The sequence below is a fragment of the Fischerella sp. genome (assembly GCF_013388695.1).
Taxonomy (GTDB): domain Bacteria; phylum Cyanobacteriota; class Cyanobacteriia; order Cyanobacteriales; family Nostocaceae; genus PCC9605.
In genome coordinates, this window is record NZ_JACAEU010000011.1 from 14268 (window position 1) to 31396 (window position 17129).

At 43.2% G+C, this 17129-nt stretch carries 18 protein-coding genes; 5 read left to right on the plus strand and 13 right to left on the minus strand.

The window, feature by feature from the left end; all coding sequences use genetic code 11:
- Positions 1-184: 184 nt before the first annotated feature.
- The 9 genes from ctaD to HXY43_RS01640 form a co-directional block, all read right to left on the minus strand.
- Complete coding sequence (gene ctaD / locus HXY43_RS01600; RefSeq protein WP_290879102.1) at positions 185-1867, minus strand: cytochrome c oxidase subunit I; 1683 nt, start codon at positions 1865-1867, stop codon at positions 185-187.
- Between the two features lie 49 nt (positions 1868-1916).
- Positions 1917-2834, minus strand: coding sequence for a cytochrome c oxidase subunit II (locus HXY43_RS01605; protein ID WP_290879105.1), 918 nt, complete (start codon positions 2832-2834; stop codon positions 1917-1919).
- Positions 2835-3471: 637 nt separating this feature from the next.
- Complete coding sequence (fdxB, locus tag HXY43_RS01610; RefSeq protein ID WP_009454789.1) at positions 3472-3765, minus strand: ferredoxin III, nif-specific; 294 nt, start codon at positions 3763-3765, stop codon at positions 3472-3474.
- A 507-nt stretch (positions 3766-4272) separates the two neighbouring features.
- Entirely contained in the window at positions 4273-5847 is a 1575-nt protein-coding gene (locus HXY43_RS01615) for a metallophosphoesterase (protein ID WP_290879134.1), read from the minus strand.
- A gap of 150 nt (positions 5848-5997) precedes the next feature.
- Complete coding sequence (locus HXY43_RS01620; protein ID WP_290879136.1) at positions 5998-7827, minus strand: ABC transporter ATP-binding protein; 1830 nt, start codon at positions 7825-7827, stop codon at positions 5998-6000.
- 162 nt (positions 7828-7989) lie between these two features.
- Entirely contained in the window at positions 7990-8433 is a 444-nt protein-coding gene (locus tag HXY43_RS01625; RefSeq protein WP_290879138.1) for a response regulator, read from the minus strand.
- 136 nt (positions 8434-8569) lie between these two features.
- Positions 8570-8827: a hypothetical protein gene (locus HXY43_RS01630; RefSeq protein WP_290879140.1), complete on the minus strand. Its 258-nt coding sequence runs from the start codon at positions 8825-8827 to the stop codon at positions 8570-8572.
- A gap of 300 nt (positions 8828-9127) precedes the next feature.
- Positions 9128-9397: an RNA-binding protein gene (locus HXY43_RS01635; RefSeq protein WP_026733100.1), complete on the minus strand. Its 270-nt coding sequence runs from the start codon at positions 9395-9397 to the stop codon at positions 9128-9130.
- Positions 9398-10004: 607 nt separating this feature from the next.
- Entirely contained in the window at positions 10005-10259 is a 255-nt protein-coding gene (locus HXY43_RS01640; protein WP_290879145.1) for an RNA-binding protein, read from the minus strand.
- Positions 10260-10990: 731 nt separating this feature from the next.
- Between HXY43_RS01640 and HXY43_RS01645 the strand changes: the two genes are divergently transcribed.
- The 5 genes from HXY43_RS01645 to HXY43_RS01665 all read left to right on the plus strand — a co-directional run bounded on the left by HXY43_RS01645 (position 10991) and on the right by HXY43_RS01665 (position 13417).
- Positions 10991-11170 (plus strand): chlorophyll a/b-binding protein, encoded by a 180-nt coding sequence (locus HXY43_RS01645; RefSeq protein WP_026733103.1) that lies wholly within the window; start codon positions 10991-10993, stop codon positions 11168-11170.
- Positions 11171-11259: 89 nt separating this feature from the next.
- Positions 11260-11775 (plus strand): orange carotenoid protein N-terminal domain-containing protein, encoded by a 516-nt coding sequence (locus HXY43_RS01650; protein ID WP_026733104.1) that lies wholly within the window; start codon positions 11260-11262, stop codon positions 11773-11775.
- 55 nt (positions 11776-11830) lie between these two features.
- Positions 11831-12259, plus strand: a complete 429-nt coding sequence (locus HXY43_RS01655) for a ssl1498 family light-harvesting-like protein (RefSeq protein WP_290879149.1) — start codon at positions 11831-11833, stop codon at positions 12257-12259.
- 88 nt (positions 12260-12347) lie between these two features.
- Complete coding sequence (locus HXY43_RS01660) at positions 12348-12545, plus strand: NblA/ycf18 family protein (RefSeq protein WP_026733106.1); 198 nt, start codon at positions 12348-12350, stop codon at positions 12543-12545.
- A 77-nt stretch (positions 12546-12622) separates the two neighbouring features.
- A complete protein-coding gene (locus HXY43_RS01665; RefSeq protein WP_290879153.1) occupies positions 12623-13417 on the plus strand; it encodes a DUF2993 domain-containing protein in 795 nt (264 codons plus the stop codon).
- Positions 13418-13903: 486 nt separating this feature from the next.
- Here HXY43_RS01665 and mdh read toward each other — a convergent pair whose 3' ends face one another.
- The 4 genes from mdh to HXY43_RS01685 form a co-directional block, all read right to left on the minus strand.
- Entirely contained in the window at positions 13904-14881 is a 978-nt protein-coding gene (gene mdh / locus HXY43_RS01670; protein ID WP_290879155.1) for a malate dehydrogenase, read from the minus strand.
- A 17-nt stretch (positions 14882-14898) separates the two neighbouring features.
- Positions 14899-15114, minus strand: coding sequence for an NAD(P)H-quinone oxidoreductase subunit O (locus tag HXY43_RS01675; RefSeq protein WP_026733110.1), 216 nt, complete (start codon positions 15112-15114; stop codon positions 14899-14901).
- A gap of 346 nt (positions 15115-15460) precedes the next feature.
- Complete coding sequence (locus tag HXY43_RS01680; protein ID WP_290879159.1) at positions 15461-16489, minus strand: DNA-formamidopyrimidine glycosylase; 1029 nt, start codon at positions 16487-16489, stop codon at positions 15461-15463.
- Positions 16490-16652: 163 nt separating this feature from the next.
- Positions 16653-16871, minus strand: coding sequence for a photosystem I reaction center subunit IV (locus HXY43_RS01685; protein WP_026733112.1), 219 nt, complete (start codon positions 16869-16871; stop codon positions 16653-16655).
- Positions 16872-17129 lie beyond the last annotated feature (258 nt).

Genomic DNA, 17129 nt, shown 5'->3' on the forward strand with positions numbered 1-17129 from the left:
AGCTAGTAGTTAGTAGATAGTAGCTAGTAGTTAGTAGATAGTAGCTAGTAGTTAGTAGATAGTAGCTAGTAGTTAGTAGATAGTAGCTAGTAGTTAGTAAATAGTAGCTAGTAGTTAGTAGTTAGTATTTGATTTTTAACCACTAACCACTCACCACTAACCACTCACCACTAACCACTAACCATTAACTATTTACAGCAACTGGCTGAACTTCAGAACTATGTTCATTCACACCGTAGTCATAAGGGCCATGAGTGACAACAGGCAATACTTCCCAGTTTTCAACTAAAGGTGGCGAACTAGTTGTCCATTCCAAAGTCAAAGCATTCCAAGGATTGTCACCCGCTTTCTTACCAGCAACCCAACTCCAAAGAATGTTGATGGTAAAGGGAATCACTGATAAACCCAAAATATATGCACCGATGGTACAAATCTCGTTGAGGTGAGTAAATTGCGGATCATACATTGCCACCCGACGGGGCATTCCTTGCAAACCCAATTCGTGCATGGGTAGAAAGGTGAGATTAGTACCGATAAAGGTGAGGATAAAATGAATGCGACCCAAGGTTTCATTCATCATCCGTCCGGTCATTTTGGGAAACCAATGATAAATACCAGCGTAGATACCAAATACGGAACCACCAAATAAGACGTAGTGGAAGTGTGCGACTACATAGTAAGTATCATGAACGTGAACGTCAAAAGGTGCTGTTCCCATCGTGACACCGCTTAAGCCACCCATGACAAACATGGACAACAAGCCAACGGCAAACAGCATGGCGCTGGTAAAGCGGATTTTACCGCCCCAGAGGGTAGCAACCCATCCAAAAATCTTTACACCAGTGGGAACGGCAACGATTAGGGTGGAGATGGTGAAGAACATCCGCATCCAGCCGGGTGTACCACTGGTAAACATATGGTGTACCCAGACGAACAAACCTACCAGGCAGATAGCAAGGCTGGAATAGGCGATCGCTTTATATCCAAAGATTGGTTTGCGGGCATGAACAGGAATGACTTCGGACATAATGCCGAAGATGGGCAGAATCATCAGATAAACTGCCGGGTGGGAATAGAACCAGAACAGGTGTTGGTAGATGACGACGTTACCGCCTGCATCTGGTTTAAAGAAGGAAGTACCAAAGTTGAGGTCAAACAACAGCAGTACCAATCCTGCTGCTAACACTGGTGTAGATAGCAGTGCTAAGACAGAAGTTGCTAAAATTGCCCAGCAGAATAAGGGAACCTGATCCCACTTCATGCTGGGAACTTTCATAAACAGGATGGTGATGACAAAGTTCAGCGAACCCAAAATTGAGGAAGTTCCTACCAAGACAATGGCAAGTATCCACATCGATTGGGCAATGGGGGCAGTCACCAGGCTTAGAGGTGGGTAAGCTGTCCAACCAGATTGGGAACCGCCGAAGAAGAAACTAGCTAACACCAATAAACCTGCGGGTGGGTTCAACCAAAAAGCGATCGCATTTAGTTTCGGGAAAGCCATATCCCTAGCACCCACCATCAATGGCACTAGGAAGTTGCCAAATCCCCCGATCGCACTCGGGACGATCCACAAAAAAATCATGATCGTTCCGTGATTGGTCATGAAAGCGTTATACAGGTTTGGGTCGAGTAAATCTGCATCCGGTGTTGCTAATTCGGCACGCATGGCGATCGCCATCAGTCCACCGATGAGATAGAACACAAACGCCGTCACCAAATATTGAATGCCGATGACCTTGTGATCAACATTAAACGTGAAGTAGTGATACCATTTCCACGCTTGGTGATGATGAGTGGATTCAGCAACCACAACACTAGTGGACTCACTTCCAGGTGGTTGATTCTGTGGAATTTCTAATGTCATATTTTAGTCCTTTGTCCTTTGTCCTTTGCTAATGACTAATGACCAATGACTAATGACTATTGACTGCTGCAACTGCTTGTTTCAGTCCTTCTGGCTGCTGTGCGATGCGGTTTTCTGCCAACCAGCTTTCATACTCTTCGGGAGTATGGACTACTACTTGTGACCTCATGGAACCGTGGTAGCCACCACACAATTCTGTACAAACTACGGGGTAGGTACCAACTTTAGTTGCGACAAATCGCAGTTTGGTGGGTATTCCGGGAATTGCATCTTGCTTGAGGCGAAATTGTGGTACCCAAAATGAGTGGATCACATCTGTAGCAGAAAGATTAAGCTGTACGTCAGTGCCGACTGGGACGTGTAATTCACCAGCTGTAGCACCACTGTCGGGATAGTTGAAAATCCAAGCAAACTGCATCCCCGTGACATCTACAACCAAGTCTGCCCTTTGGCCTTTCTCGTTAGCACCTGCACCAATACCAATGTCAGGGTCATTTGCTGGCACTGCCATTTCTGGTTCCATCCCAGAGGGATCGCTGAGGGTAGCCGCGATCGCACTTCCTGGCATCTGGGCAACATGAACTGGGGTATGGCTGTTACCGCCAACTTCTAACCCCCCCATTCTTCCAAAGACATCAACGCTATAAATCCCCAAGCCAAGGACTATGATGGTTGGAATTGCTGTCCAAAATACTTCTAAGGGTAAGTTACCCTCAATTGGCGAACCATCTGTATCATCACCCTTACGGTGACGAAACTTCACCAAAAAAATCAAAATAGTTCCTTCTACCACTACAAACAAAGCAGTGGCAATTGTCACCATAATATTGAAAAACCCGTCTACTAAAGGCGCTTGTTCAGATGCCTGTATCGGCAGTAGACTATGGTGTTGACCAACCCAAAGGCTGAAGAGTGTGATAATTACCCCAGCAACTAGGGTTAACAGCGAAACAGGAATTTGTTGCATACATACCTGCTCTGAAAAACGTCGTTCAAGGTGTGACTCTCGCCTGTTTTATTCCAGTAAGTTGTATCCTGTACTCTTGATGTATACCCCACGCCAGAGAAGAGAATAATTTTGTTTAAGCCTGGAAATTGTCAAGGTTGTTGGTAGTTTTTTGTTGATTGTTGATAGTTATTAGTTGCTTATTCCATAGATGCGCTTTATTCCGCTTCCCGTAGGGTACAACAAACAACTAACCACTAACCACTAACAACCAACAACAAACCAGACGGAGCATTTTGCAAATCATGTTGGATTGCTAATGGTATTACACCTTCTGAACCCAAGTTCTGTTACTTATTAATTGTCGAGGCGATCGCCAGATTGTTGGGGAAATTTAAACATCTTTTAACTTAATCTTTCTTGTTAAAAACTTCCATATATATAATTCTGTTGCTCATATAAGCAACTGTTTGTGAGGCTATATTAGCAGCAAGTTTAAATCTGTTAATTACTAACATTTGCAATTCACAAATTTGTTTATTGTGAACTTTATTTGGATTTTTAATAAAAAAATAGAGCATTCCCCTCTAGTTATCTTGCTATGCTTATTCCTCTTGTCTACGAGCTGTCCTTTAAAAACAAAAACTACTACTCATTCTTAGTTGTTCAATTCAACATGAGTGTAGCAGTTTTTCGGACAAATTCTTGAACAAGCTCCACAACCAATACAATTTTCTGGATGAGCAACTGTCATTACTTTTTTTTCAATTTCATCATCATCTTCATCGTCTACAAATTCGCCTTCTTCGTTCATTGCCCGCAACAATAGCACATCATGTCCGCAAATTTTAAAGCATCTGCCACAACCGATGCATTTATGTTCATCTATTGACTGCGCGAATTTGGGTGTCCAAGTTTTACCACCAAATGTCAATCCTGTGAGTACTGCCATGAACTTACCTTCTGTAATTTTTCTACAACTATATTTGCGCTTTTACGCTCATCCTACCATAGCCTTAATTATCTGTTTTAAATGTTCAAACATAACGATTTACATCGTCAAAATTCCATAACTTTCACAAACATTATTGGCTTAATTAACCTAATTATCAATTTAGATGAAACTATTTACTAATAACCCAATACTGTTAAGTTAGTACAATTCAATCTTTGGAGATCCCCCATTATCCCCGGCAGGTACTCATGAGGGAAACCACCTGGAGGTCAAAATATACAAGCGATCGCTATCCTATTCCGCAAATCAAAAATACTTGCTTAATAGATATATTGTTAAGGTTTCTCAAATATTATTAAATAAGGATTTAATTAGAGAGTAGTCTTTATAAAATTGAGCGTACATTAGACATCTCCAGAAATTAAATATACGATTGCCACAACCCTTGTAGAGAAGTTCCACGGAACGTCCCTACATTCTTTTTCACCAGATGCTTATCTACAGTCAAATCTCAAATGGTTCTAGTTCGCGATTATACCACTCTCCCTGAAAGCGCTCGATAACTAACGGTGTGACGACAAACTTAGCTGGACAACCATCTTTAACATCAATCCGCACGGATGAATAAGGAAGCCGCTTTAAGACATCGTAACCATGACGACCAACAAAAAGCAGTGAATCCGCGACTTTACGGTTAAGGCTACCTGTTACGTCCTCAAAAGTCTCCATTAATTCCGATCCCTCCCGTCGTTGACGCCGGGGACGACGCCCGCTACCACCACAGACTATACAATTGAGGTGAGAGTCAGCGTGTCCGGTATCAGTGGTGCGGAGATATTCTAGGCAGTGAGCGTGGCCGTTTAAAATCAAATCAACGATCGCACGCCCTTGAGTCAATGAACCAAGGGTTTGGGCGACGCCATCGAATACCCAGCGCAGGCGGCGACGAACTGCTAATGTTTGTGCTTGATGCCACTTACTCGCCTCGGTAACGTAGGGGGGATGGTGGAAATAAATTATCCGTCCGCGTACTTCTTGAGTATGCCAAGACTCAATTAACCTGTGCTTTAGCCATTCTAATTGTTCAAAATCTGTGGCTGGTTCGTGGTGGGATGCGAGTTGTTTTTCGATGTCAATTTTGACTTCATCGATTTGGTATAGTTTGGCTTTGAGAGCATCGAGTTTTTCTGCTTCTTTGGGGTTATCTGGGTTAAGGCGATCGCACACTTCCAAAATTTGCATTTCCTCTTCTTCGATCTCGTGGCGGCGCTTTTCCAGTTGGCGGCGACTGCTTTCTCCTTCTTTGGTTGCGGGTAGGGGTGATGGTTCGTTAAAAGTATTCGAGTCCAGGGCGAAAAAGTCAATACCGCCGTAACGAAACGTGTAATAGCGGTTAGGTAAGCGGGTAAAACGTCCGGGTTCGTAGCGCAAACAGCGTCCCGTGTCTGTTTTAGCTGTGTAGTGTTCGTCGAGGTGAAATTCTAACTCCTGTTTGGAATGGAACGCTTTGAGATAATCAAGAAATGCTCGTGCATAGGCATCTCCTTGGTAGGAACCATGCCAACCGATTTCAATATCTTTGTAGCGGAACAAACGACGTAGTGGTAGTGTACTGCCTGCCAGCAGTCGGTACATTAACGGTACATCATAGTAATCGTGATTACCGAGAACTGGCAGGATTGGGGTTTTAAAAACCATGCGATCGTAGGGAATGAGTTTGGGGTTTACTCCGCCTACAATAAACTCGCGGTAAGGTTCGATAAAGTTTTGCGGGTAATATTCGTGCGAACCAACAATATAAATTACATCTCCCGTGTGCAAAACAAAACTACACTCTTCCCGTTGCGGAAGCATCAGTTCAGCAACTTTTCGCTGAGGATTGTGTTGTCGGTAGGAAGCACTAGAACCGCTGTCACCAATGACCATAAAAGAAAATTCTGGATTATCCGAGTTGCGATCGTCGATCGCCATGCAAGTTTGGTCAATACCCCGCGAGACAATACTTGCGTTACGCCAACGCACCCGTTCCTTCATCTTTTGAATTTTTACAGGTATCGACGGTTCAGAAATGAATTTCATAACTTAATTGTTAGTGGTTAGTTGTTAGTGGTTAGTGGTTGGTTGTTATTCTCCCCATCCCCCCTTCGGGGAATTAAAAATGTAAAATTAAAAATTTTGAATTTTGAATTTTGAATTTTGAATTGACTACTCCCCATCTCCCCTATCCTCTTACTGATACCCGGCTGCTTGCAAAGAAAATAACCTCGCATATCTCCCCCCAGCTTGCAATAACTCTTCGTGGGTTCCCTGTTCTACAATTTCCCCTGCTTCAATCACCAGAATTTTGTCAGCCATCCGTACGGTAGAAAAACGGTGAGATATTAAAAATACCATCTGATTTTTTGTCAGGGTGCGAAAGTGATTGAAAATCTCATACTCAGCCTGGGCATCGATCGCCGATGTTGGCTCATCTAGCACTACTATATCTGCGTTAGTTCGCATAAAAGCACGGGCAAGGGCAATTTTCTGCCACTGGCCGCCAGAAAGTTCCTGTCCTCCTTTGAACCACTTGCCCAACTGAGTGGTGAAGCCTGCGGGCAGTTTTTCAATAAAAGGTAGTGCCATGCCCTTTTCGGCAGCAATTTCCCACAGTTCTCTGTCTTCCATGCGTTCCACATTCCCCACACCGATATTCTCCCCCACCGTAAACTGGTAGCGGACAAAGTTTTGAAAAATCACACCGATGCGTTGCCGCAGCACCTCTACATCCCATTCTTGCAAGTCCAAGCCATCTAGTAAAATCCGTCCAGAGTCAGGGTTGTAAAGCCGAGTCAGTAATTTAATTAAAGTAGTTTTGCCAGAACCGTTTTCGCCAACAAAGGCTAATTTTTCTTTGGGCTTGAGGTGGAAAGAAATGTTTTTCAGCGCAGGTTGGGAACTTCCCGGATAGGTAAATGTGACATTCTCAAAGCGAATTCCATCTTTGGGCTTTATGCCTTTGGTAGCTTTACCACTTGGCTTAGGTACTTCCTCTTCTAGGAATTCATAAAGATTAGAAAGATATAGGTTGTCCTCATACATTCCACCGATGGAAGTCAGCGCACCAGAAAAAGTTGTTTGTCCTTGGCGGAACACGGTGAGATACATCGTCATATCCCCCAAGGAAATTCTCCCCGCTACCGTTTCCACAACAATCCAAGCGTATGCTACGTAAAAAGCGGCAGTGCTTAGCAAACTCAACAAATATCCCCACAGTCCCCGCCGTATCGTCAAATCGCGATCTTCGTCGTAAAGTTGATTGAAGATGTCGCGGTAACGTTCCAGCAACATTTCTCCTAACTGGTAGAGTTTTACTTCTTTGGCAAAGTCTTCCCTAGCAGCCAATGTTTCTAGGTAATGCTGCTGGCGGGTTTCTGGTGCACGCCAACGAAGCAGGCGAAAAGCTTCTCCTGCAAATTTCGTTTCGGCAATGAATGCAGGCATAGCTGCCAATATCAGTATCATCACCGCCCAAATTGAAAATTGCACCAACAAAGCACCGTAGGTGATGAGTGAAAGGGCGCTTTGTACCAAGCCAAAGGTGCGGTTTACCAACGAGAGAGGACGAGTGGAAGCTTCTCGCCGGGCGTTAGTCATTTTATCATAAAATTCTGAGTCCTCAAATTGTGTTAGTTCCAGAGTTAGGGCTTTTTCCAGGATAAGTTCATTCACCCGTTGACCGAGTAACACCCGCAACAGCGACTGACAAACTGTGAGTCCCCTTTGACTACCTGCAAGTAAAGCCACAGCAATAGCTTCCAATCCTACATACAGCAGAGGATGATAGCTATTGACATTATGTAGAGACGCGAAATTTCGCGTCTCTACAACCGCATCGACAATTAATTTACCGATATAAGCTACAGCAGCTGGTAACAGACCAGCCACCAAAGTTAGAATGCCAAGGCTGATGGTGAGGGAACGGCTAGTAGTCCATACTAATGCGATCGCTCGTCCACTGTAGCGAAACACCGCCAGCGATTGGCGTAGGGCGTTACGTTTTTTACGAATAATCCTCATTATTCTTTTTATAACGTAATTCGCCCGTAATTGCCGAATAGTTATATAGTTTGTCGTTGGTAGTGAATTATCAAGCTGAAATACTGATGTTAGCGATCGGTAAGTCATGGAGGAAATAAAAGCGATCGCTCTTCCAATCACTGCCCTTAATTCGTCGTTTGATCAAGATGCCAGTGCCATTTCTTCGATTGTTCTAGCAAGATAAGTTACATTTGCTACCAACTCATCTGGTTCAATCGGTTTTTCTGCATACACTTGAAAACCTGAACTAAGAGCTTCATCGCATACTTTTTCCGTAACAGAAGCTGTCAAGGCAATAGCTGGAAGAAGCTTGAGATTTTGACGTTCTTCAACAATTCTGATTTTGCGAATTAGAGAGTAACCGTCTTCACTTGGCATAGCAATCTCAGAAATTAAAACATCTACTTGCCAGTTCGCCAATACTTCCAAAGCTTCTCTTGCGGACGTGGCTACTTTTACTAATATCGAAAACTCTTGAAGAATTACTCTGATTAACTCAACACAGTCGGGGTTATTATCTACTATAAGCACCCTTAAACCATTAAGAGACGGGGTTTGGTAGATGGGAACAGAAGCGTTGTTCATGATAGATTTCCTGATAGCAGAAAAATAATTACTACCGCCAGCAAGAGGTGTTTCAGAATGACGATTTTTCCTTACATCTGGAAGAACCCTGCCCTATTAGGTGACGCCTATTTAGCTCGCGATTAAATCTAGATATTCAGTTCCTGTCATTGGCATTCAACTGATATTTAGAAATTGCAGGTTTAACTAGAGACAGTGCCGGCAATTTGGCGGCTGTTTGTAATAGATTCCACAATTCTTCTTTCCACTTCAGGCTTAAAACCTCTGAATTTCTGATTCCCAAAGCTTTTAAGCATTTAATTATGTCTTTTTTCTTTAATGACTTTGGTTCCAGTTCTGAAGCTACAAAACGAGCAAAGCCAGGCGAGACAACTGTAGGTATTTCAAAATTCATTTAAACCTCACGGGAGTATAAAACCCGTTAACTTAAGTACAATTCTTAAGTACAATTCGTCATTAAAATTAAAAGGGATTAGAAATCAAAATGCGATCGCTCTAGACGAATGATTCATTTCTCTGCGAATCCCGAACCCTCTTTTACAATGACATGTGCTAAGCATGGGAGTCACCCAGAGTTGCGACAGACATGCTACCAATTTTTGACTGTGCGATCGCAAGAGTGAGGTTTACCAGCAGGAAGAAAATATCCTACACTCTTAACGACATATCAAGTGCTTCCAGTGCAATACACGTCCTACAAATTGCACGACGAACTTCTATCTATCTTAGTAATAGCTTTATTCACTTTAAGGCTACGGCCCTTCCACTCAGCGCCTAAAAGCGCCTGAATTGCTGCTGTTTCTTCAGCGTCTGTTCTCATTTCTACGAAAGCGAATCCTCTCCTTTCACCAGTTTCCCGGTTCATAGGCAATCGAACTCTTTTAACAGATCCATATTCTGAAAAGATCTGTTTGAGGTCATCTTCTTCAACTTCATAAGATAGATTACCGACATAGATTGACATAAAATATCTCCAGAATCTAACAGGGTGTAGAGATTTAGATTCGGGAAGGTGGCTGTAGTGTCAATCACATAGCCGAAAATAATTCTCGATAGTCTAACCTTAACACAAAATCTTTAATTATGCTTGTGGGATTCCACATTGAGCCTTGCACGTCTTTCGCTGACTTGCAAGTGCAGATTTTATTTCCTAATCTAAAGAGTATAAACTGGCATTTCTTGATAACAATGGCTACAACGCCAGTAAATACCTCCCAAACGTATATGACGGAGTAAGGTGTATGAACAGCAAGGGCAAGTATGCTTACTCATCATGGATTGCCAGATATATATGGCTGTATTCCCTTTGCTGTTACCAATTGTAGGATGAGTCAGTGCTTGACTCGACCTCTTCAATAAAACTTGCATTTTTTTAATATGATTTTTTGTTGAAATCCGACTCATATTTCACTAGAGACGGCGGCGGTAATTTATTTGTAGTTGAATCCACAATTATTCTTTCCAATTAAGACCTAAAATCTCTATATTTTTGATTCCCAAAGCTTTTAGGTATTTAACTATATCGAACTCCTTAAAGCTTGATTCAATAGATCGCTCAATTCGTTGCGGATTTAGAAAATGGTGTACTTAGTCCTAGCTCTATTAACTTTGAGGCTACGACCCATCCACTCAATGCCTCTCAGCGCCCGAATTGCCGCCGCTTCTTCGGTGCCTGTTTCCATTTCTACAACGGCAAATCCTTTCTTCTCACCAGTTTTATTGTTCGTAGATACTTGAATTTTCTTAACAGATCCATATTTTGAAAAGATCTGTTTAAGGTCATATTCTTCAACCTCATAAGATAGATTGCCGACATAAATTGACATAAAACACCTCCTGAATCAAAGGGTGTAGAGATTTAGATTCGGAGAGGCTTTTGTTTATAAAGTTCAATCACGTAGCCGAAAATAATTCTCGATGATTTCATCATAACATAATCCAAAAGTAATGTGCGGTATAAATATCTGCAACTTTATCCCTAGAATTCTTATTTAGAATGGCTTTTAGAATAAAAACACTTCAGAACTACTAAAATTTTGACTTTCAAAAATCTCACCGATTAAAAAGGTGCTTGTGTCACCAACACCAAATTAATATTTAGAAATTTGCACATTGATAGGAATCTAATTCTATAGCTTGTAATTCTTCGCTAGTGCCAGGGGAAGCAATAGCTTGAAAGAATACGACTAAATTCTACATTAACTTCTTATAATCACCATTCTGCTTATTATTATTCGGGTTATTTTTCAGGTAAAACAACCCTTTAATAGGAATAGGGAAAAATTAGTGTAGTTGTGACGAAGTGCATCTCCAGATTTAAACCTTTACCCAGTAAGGTTTTAATACAAAAAATCTATTTTATTTTTTATTTATTATTTGTAATTTTGTAAAAATTAAAAATTGTGAAGTATACTTAAAATATGTAAAAGCGACAACGCTACTCGTTCCGAAGTAGACAAGATGGATGCCAATAAAGTTATGAAGTGATATGCAGCCGGGGAAAGAAATTATAGGCTAGCGATATCTTCAAGAAATTGAAAAGTTTGGAGCACTAATTATGTCAGACACTACAAAAGTTACACAGGTGATTTCAAATGAACGCAATGCTTGGCGCTGGGGCTTTACTCCTCAGTCCGAAATTTGGAACGGTCGCCTAGCGATGATAGGCTTTTTAGCTGTCATCTTAATTGAAGTCTTCTCCAGTCAAGGTTTTCTCCACTTCTGGGGAATCCTGTAGGTTGAAGACGAATTCTGTCGGTGAAGGAATATCACCTTCAATTGCACAGATAGTTGCATGAACAGTCATCAAACATCTTTGGTACAAATATGAGCTTTACAACAGAGTCCACTTCAAACCGATTCGCCTTTAATTCCAGCACCGATCTGGCTGATGGTGTGTCTACTACCACCGCTTTACTTAAGCGCCTGAGCGTGGATGACCAACTGGCACTGCTCTGGTATATCTACACTGAGATGGGTCATTCCATCACGCCAGCCGCCACAGGAGCAGCTCGCTTGCAATTAGCCGAAGGTGTGCTCGATCAAATCAAGCAAATGTCTCATACTCAGCAATTAGAAGTGATGCGAGACTTAGCTGCCAACAGAAACACCCAGATTAGTCGCTCCTACGGGATTTGGAGCGCTAACACTAAGTTAGCTTTCTGGTATGAATTGTCGGAATTGATGGTCAAAGGTTTAGTAGTCCCAATGCCCCCAAGCTACCAGCCCTCTCGCGATGTGGTGCAGGTACTAGAAGCCATCAAGCAGCTTGACTTTGGTCAACAAATTACGGTGCTGCGGAATGCTGTCGTCAATATGGGAGTTGACCCATTAGCCGACTAAGAGGATTAATCTACATCAGCTTCTATACCAATAAACTTCACACGAGGTAACACCCATGCGCTACACCGATAAAAAAGGGACAACCCTCAACCTAGATGAGTGTAAGATTGCCGATAGCTTCTTTATGGAGGCTGAGGTGTATATCTGCGAACCATTGGAGATGCATTTCAACCAAAAAGGAGAGCTAAGAGCAGGAAAAAAATCGAACAAAGCAATAGCACATCATCGTAGTGATGGTAGTGAGTTGATCCCCGCTGAAGTTCAAGCGCGTACACGCAGAGAGGGTAGTCAATTGCTTAATCTACCTCTCGCACCTGGCTACGTAGTAGATGATGAGGGAATCATCAATAACTACGCAATTCAGCCTGGTATGTCCAGAGCAGAGTATCCCTCACCAGAACAGCAGCAGCGTTATGTCTTCCAAGGAGCAATAGCTATCCTGTTCGTTGCCCTGACACTGATGACTGCATTTGCTGTCAGCTAAGCGTAACAATAGTTAGGTATTGAGGATCAGACCAAGATATCTAGCTAGCATTGACCCTCTTCACCCCAGTTTGGCACAGGAGCCAGCGATGAATCAGCCGATCAAATTATCTTTAGAGCAAGAATTTAGCATCCGTTCCTTTGCCGACCAAGTGCAGCATATGTCCCGTGAACAAGCCCAGACGTTTTTGCTCATGCTATATAAGCAGATGATGATTCGGGAAATGACGTACCAGCAATTGCTCAAGCATGAGTGGAGACTTGATTCAGGCGCAGTTTCTGGGTAAAGCACTGCTTGATTACCTCCCCAAATAGCTCCCTGGCATCCATATTGAGTCGAAGAAGTTTTGTGGAGGTAAACTCTATGTTTGGCAGCTTTACTGGTTTAACTAATCCCACTGGCAGCGATTGGGGAGAGCGCTTACTCAACACCGTTGCCAGCAAAACGATTCGCTACTTATTTACTCAAAGCGAGTCAGTAGAAGTTTTTGTCCAATGCCATCCTTCCAGTAAACTCTTGCAGGGCAGCATCGATAGCTTCAAAATGAGCGGTCGTGGGCTTGTCATCCGCAATGATTTCAGGGCGGAAGAAGTATCCTTCGAGACTGACGCCGTAGCGATTGACTTTAGCGGCGTTTTGAGCGGCAAACTCACTCTCAAGCAACCCACCCAAGCCGTTGCTCATGTCACCCTCTCAGAAGCAGACATCAACCACGCTTTTAAGGCTGAACTGGTGAAAAAGCGTCTGGTGAACCTCTCCCTGCCTGACTTAACCTATATATCTGGCGGTGAGTTGGTCTCCTTTGAAGCCGTCCAGCTACAGCTGTTGTCCAACAATCGGGTGCAGATTTGGGCTAAGGCTAACCTAAGCAACGGCGAACTCGTGCCGATTAGCCTGAGTGCAACCATAATGATTGAGCGACGGCGTCGCCTTGCTTTCTGTAACCCGAAGTTTGAAGCAGACATGGTGCCAGAATCTCAACGAGACATCTCTCAAAGCTTGAGCATCGCATTGGCTCAAATTTTGGATCGCATGGTCGATTTGGAACGCTTTGATCTCGATGGCATCACGATGCGGCTCAACCGATTAGAAACTCAAGGTAAACAGTTGATTTTCAGTGGCTACGCCCAAATTGATCGCATCCCCGCTAGCTCCTAATCTAGCGGGGAGATTTTTTTCTTAAGTCACGCAGGAAATAAAAGCGATCGCTCGTCCACTGTAGCGAAACACCGCTAATGATTGACGTAGGGCGTTACGTTTTTTACGAAGAGTCCTCATTATTCTTTTTATAACGTAAATTGCTTTTAATTGTTGAATAGTTATATAGTTAGGACTTACGCACTGTACAAATAGACCATCATGTGTATTAACGAAATTTGGTTGTTTCAGGCTTTTTAGAATTACCCTTTGATGGTTGGTGATCGCTTAAAAGCGTCGAAAAACTAATCTCTAATGGCTGAAATTCATGCGCCATGTTTGGTATTTTCTGTCAATGCGTAAGTCCTATATTTATCAATAAAAAAGGCGACACTTTGAAGTCAGTATCGCCTTTGTAAGCTTTTTTACTCTAAATAATTTATCTGGTTAGGTTAGTGAGGAAATAGAAAGATGAAAATCAACATCTCGTCACCTGACCAATAAAGATTATTTTGCCACCATCAAAATCTCCTGTGCCCGGTCAATATTCTGACGCACCGATCGCGCTGAAGCTTGAAGCGCTGCCCTCTCCTCATCGCTAAGACTCAATTCCAACACACTCTCAATTCCACCGCATCCCAACCGACAAGGAACGCCAATTACAACATCTTCTAAACCGTATTCTCCCTGAAGATACGTTGCCACAGGTAACAAACGCGACTGATTCAGCAATATCGATTCCACCATAACGCAGGTAGCAGAAGCTGGGGCAAAGAAAGCGCCGCCTGTCTGCATCAATTCAACAATTTCTGCGCCACCGTTACGCGTCCGTTCTACCAAGCGTTCAATTGTGTCTGTTTCCAACAATTCTGTAACTGGGATGCCGTTAACAGTCGCAAAACGCGGCAAGGGAACCATTAAATCGCCGTGGCTACCCAGTACCATCGCCTTGACATCACGAGGCAAAACTCCAAGTTCCATTGCAATGAAGGTTTCAAAGCGTGCCGAGTCTAACACGCCTGCCATACCCATAATGCGATCGCGCGGTAATTCTGTTGCTTGCCACGCTAAATAAGTCATCACATCCAAAGGATTGGTGACGACAATAATTATGGCATTGGGAGAGTGGGCGATCGCATTCTTAGCTGCTTCTACGACAATCTTGGCATTTGTCCGTAGTAAATCATCTCGACTCATGCCGGGTTTGCGGGGAAACCCTGCCGTAATCACCACGATTTCCGAACCAGTTGTATCGGCATAATCGTTAGTGCCGATAATTTTACGGTTGTGCAGTTCAATTCCCCTTGCCTCCATCAAATCTAGCGCCAGTCCCTGGGGCATTCCCTGAACGATATCCAGCAACACCACATCTGCTAGGTTTTTCTCCGCAATGCGTTGGGCAAGGGTACTGCCAACTCTACCAGCACCGATGACGGTGACTCGGGGTGAGTAACACAGAATTGGGGAGGAAGGGGAAGTATACATGATATTTTACTTAAACTCTACTTAAACTCTTCAAGTTGATCTAAACGCAACCAAATATTTGGTGTTGGTACTTTTCCGAACTTTACAAAGGCATAATCGCCCTTGATATCTACAATCTCGCCTTTGCTATCAAATAAATAAGCAGGTAAGCGAGGATCGCTAGCTTTTGCTTCTAGACTGTTTTCCAGCTTTTCGCGGATCACGCGAACCATATCTCCTCTCTTGACAGGCATAAATTCCCCTCTTGAGTAAATCGATTGCTTTTATACAGGATTCTAGCTTGCACTCAGTCTCTGTTGAGCTATGAGTTACTGTTTTCTAAGTTAGTGGGGAAATTTTCTACACTGCTTTCACCTTGCGTTTGATACCAAATTCACTTTTACAGCTACTGGATTTGGACTCATCGAAATCTCAAATGGTGAGCATTTCAAAATCCAAAATAGGAATGTTGTTTGTTATTTGTTGTTTGTTGTTTGGAACAAACAAGCATCAACGATCAACAACCTTCAGCGCATCTAATTTTTATACTAGCTTGCTAGCAATCAGCTAAAACCTTTTCAATTTTTAATTTTTAATTCTTCATCGCTGACACTGGATGCAAAAATGACTGGATCTTCCAGCTAGCCTCGTCCGTTGAATAGCACTTCCGCAAACACGACAGGCTTCTCCGGCACGGTTGTAAACCCATGCCACACCGCCATAATTACCATTAACACCCTTGACGTTGAGAAAATTACTAAAAGTTGTGCCACCAGCTTCGATACTGGCTTCTAACACTTTAATTATTGCCGATCGCAACCTTTCTATTTGCTCTGGCTGTACATCTGCACACGGTGTTTCTGGCAGTATACCACTGAGAAATAATGCTTCATCGGCATATATATTACCTAATCCCGCTACCACAGCTTGATCTAGCAGGGCAGTTTTAATGGGACGGCGGCTGTGTGGCAGTTTTTCTGCCAGATACTCAGTTGTAAATTCTGGTGAAAATGGATCTGCTGCCAGTTTTGCTAAACCAGTAATGATACTTTCTGGTGCTTGTTTTGGGGGAACCCACCACATTTGACCAAAGGTACGCTGGTCAACAAAGCGTAATTCCCAATCATCTTTAAAAAATAACCTTACCCGTGTGTGCTTGTGTAATGGTTCATCTCGATGCAGCCATAATAGTTGACCGGTCATTCGCAGGTGAACACCTAGCCAGCCAGCTGAGGGAGTGGAGGAGTGGAGGAGTGGAGGAGTGGAGGAGTGGGAGAGTAATTTTGAATTGTTCATTTCCCCTCCTCTCCCTCTGTTCCCATCTCCCTCTCCTAATTTTTCCCCCTCTCCCACTCTCCCCCTCGCCCCTAATTCCCACTCCCTGTCGGTCGTGGGGGCCCCGAGTTCCCCTTCCTCCCCAAGAGAAGGGGTAAGTTCAGCCAGAAGATATTTACCGCGACGATGCCAAGTAGCGATCGCACTTCCCTGGATGAAGGCAACAAAATCATCTACTGACAACGGGTAAGCGATCGTGCGATGCAATAACACGTCTCCACCCGTAATTTCTTGATTGAGGGTCAATTGATTTAGACCCCGCCGGACTGTTTCAACTTCAGGCAGTTCAGGCATCTAAGCTAATTTTGACAAGTACTTATGATTTTTTAGCAGATTTGGCAGACATTAATATAGGGAGCAGTAAATAGTGAGTATTGAATCAAAGCCTTGATTCTTTACCCACTGCTTCCTACTCCCGAAAATCACCCCATCAAACTTTTGTAGAGGTTTCTATCCCTTAGGCTTTTTTCGCTTTCGCTTTTGGTGCTTCAACCTCTACCAACTCATCTTGAGCGAAGTTATTGGTATTGACGCCAGCATAATTTACCTTCTCAAATCGGACAATTACTGGATATCTGCTGGTGCCGCCTTGCTCAATAGATGCTACAGTTCCTACATCCTGAAACCAGTAAGATTCTGGGCGGAGAATGCGTACTTTAGAACCACGTTGAACCATGAGTTTTTTCCCTTTATGTTATCAATTGCCAATGTATGAGGCTAATTGATTTCACTGTACAATCTGAGCGCCTCAGGCAGAAGCTTTGTTAAGTTATTTGTCAAGAGTCAAGAGTCAAGGGTCAAGAGTCAAGAGTTAGTAGTTAGTAGTTAGTAGTTAGTAGTTAGTGGTTGGTTGGTGGTTGGTGGTTGTTGGTTGTTGGTTATTTTCAATGCCCGATGCCCAATGCCCAATGCCCAATGCCCAATGCCCAATGCC

Coding starts and splice junctions, on each gene's coding strand:
- ctaD (WP_290879102.1), bottom strand. CDS start 1,867: ATGACATTAGAAATTCCACAGAATCAACCACCTGGAAGTGAGTCCACT.
- HXY43_RS01605 (WP_290879105.1), bottom strand. CDS start 2,834: ATGCAACAAATTCCTGTTTCGCTGTTAACCCTAGTTGCTGGGGTAATT.
- fdxB (WP_009454789.1), bottom strand. CDS start 3,765: ATGGCAGTACTCACAGGATTGACATTTGGTGGTAAAACTTGGACACCC.
- HXY43_RS01615 (WP_290879134.1), bottom strand. CDS start 5,847: ATGAAATTCATTTCTGAACCGTCGATACCTGTAAAAATTCAAAAGATG.
- HXY43_RS01620 (WP_290879136.1), bottom strand. CDS start 7,827: ATGAGGATTATTCGTAAAAAACGTAACGCCCTACGCCAATCGCTGGCG.
- HXY43_RS01625 (WP_290879138.1), bottom strand. CDS start 8,433: ATGAACAACGCTTCTGTTCCCATCTACCAAACCCCGTCTCTTAATGGT.
- HXY43_RS01630 (WP_290879140.1), bottom strand. CDS start 8,827: ATGAATTTTGAAATACCTACAGTTGTCTCGCCTGGCTTTGCTCGTTTT.
- HXY43_RS01635 (WP_026733100.1), bottom strand. CDS start 9,397: ATGTCAATCTATGTCGGTAATCTATCTTATGAAGTTGAAGAAGATGAC.
- HXY43_RS01640 (WP_290879145.1), bottom strand. CDS start 10,259: ATGTCAATTTATGTCGGCAATCTATCTTATGAGGTTGAAGAATATGAC.
- HXY43_RS01645 (WP_026733103.1), top strand. CDS start 10,991: ATGTCAGACACTACAAAAGTTACACAGGTGATTTCAAATGAACGCAAT.
- HXY43_RS01650 (WP_026733104.1), top strand. CDS start 11,260: ATGAGCTTTACAACAGAGTCCACTTCAAACCGATTCGCCTTTAATTCC.
- HXY43_RS01655 (WP_290879149.1), top strand. CDS start 11,831: ATGCGCTACACCGATAAAAAAGGGACAACCCTCAACCTAGATGAGTGT.
- HXY43_RS01660 (WP_026733106.1), top strand. CDS start 12,348: ATGAATCAGCCGATCAAATTATCTTTAGAGCAAGAATTTAGCATCCGT.
- HXY43_RS01665 (WP_290879153.1), top strand. CDS start 12,623: ATGTTTGGCAGCTTTACTGGTTTAACTAATCCCACTGGCAGCGATTGG.
- mdh (WP_290879155.1), bottom strand. CDS start 14,881: ATGTATACTTCCCCTTCCTCCCCAATTCTGTGTTACTCACCCCGAGTC.
- HXY43_RS01675 (WP_026733110.1), bottom strand. CDS start 15,114: ATGCCTGTCAAGAGAGGAGATATGGTTCGCGTGATCCGCGAAAAGCTG.
- HXY43_RS01680 (WP_290879159.1), bottom strand. CDS start 16,489: ATGCCTGAACTGCCTGAAGTTGAAACAGTCCGGCGGGGTCTAAATCAA.
- HXY43_RS01685 (WP_026733112.1), bottom strand. CDS start 16,871: ATGGTTCAACGTGGTTCTAAAGTACGCATTCTCCGCCCAGAATCTTAC.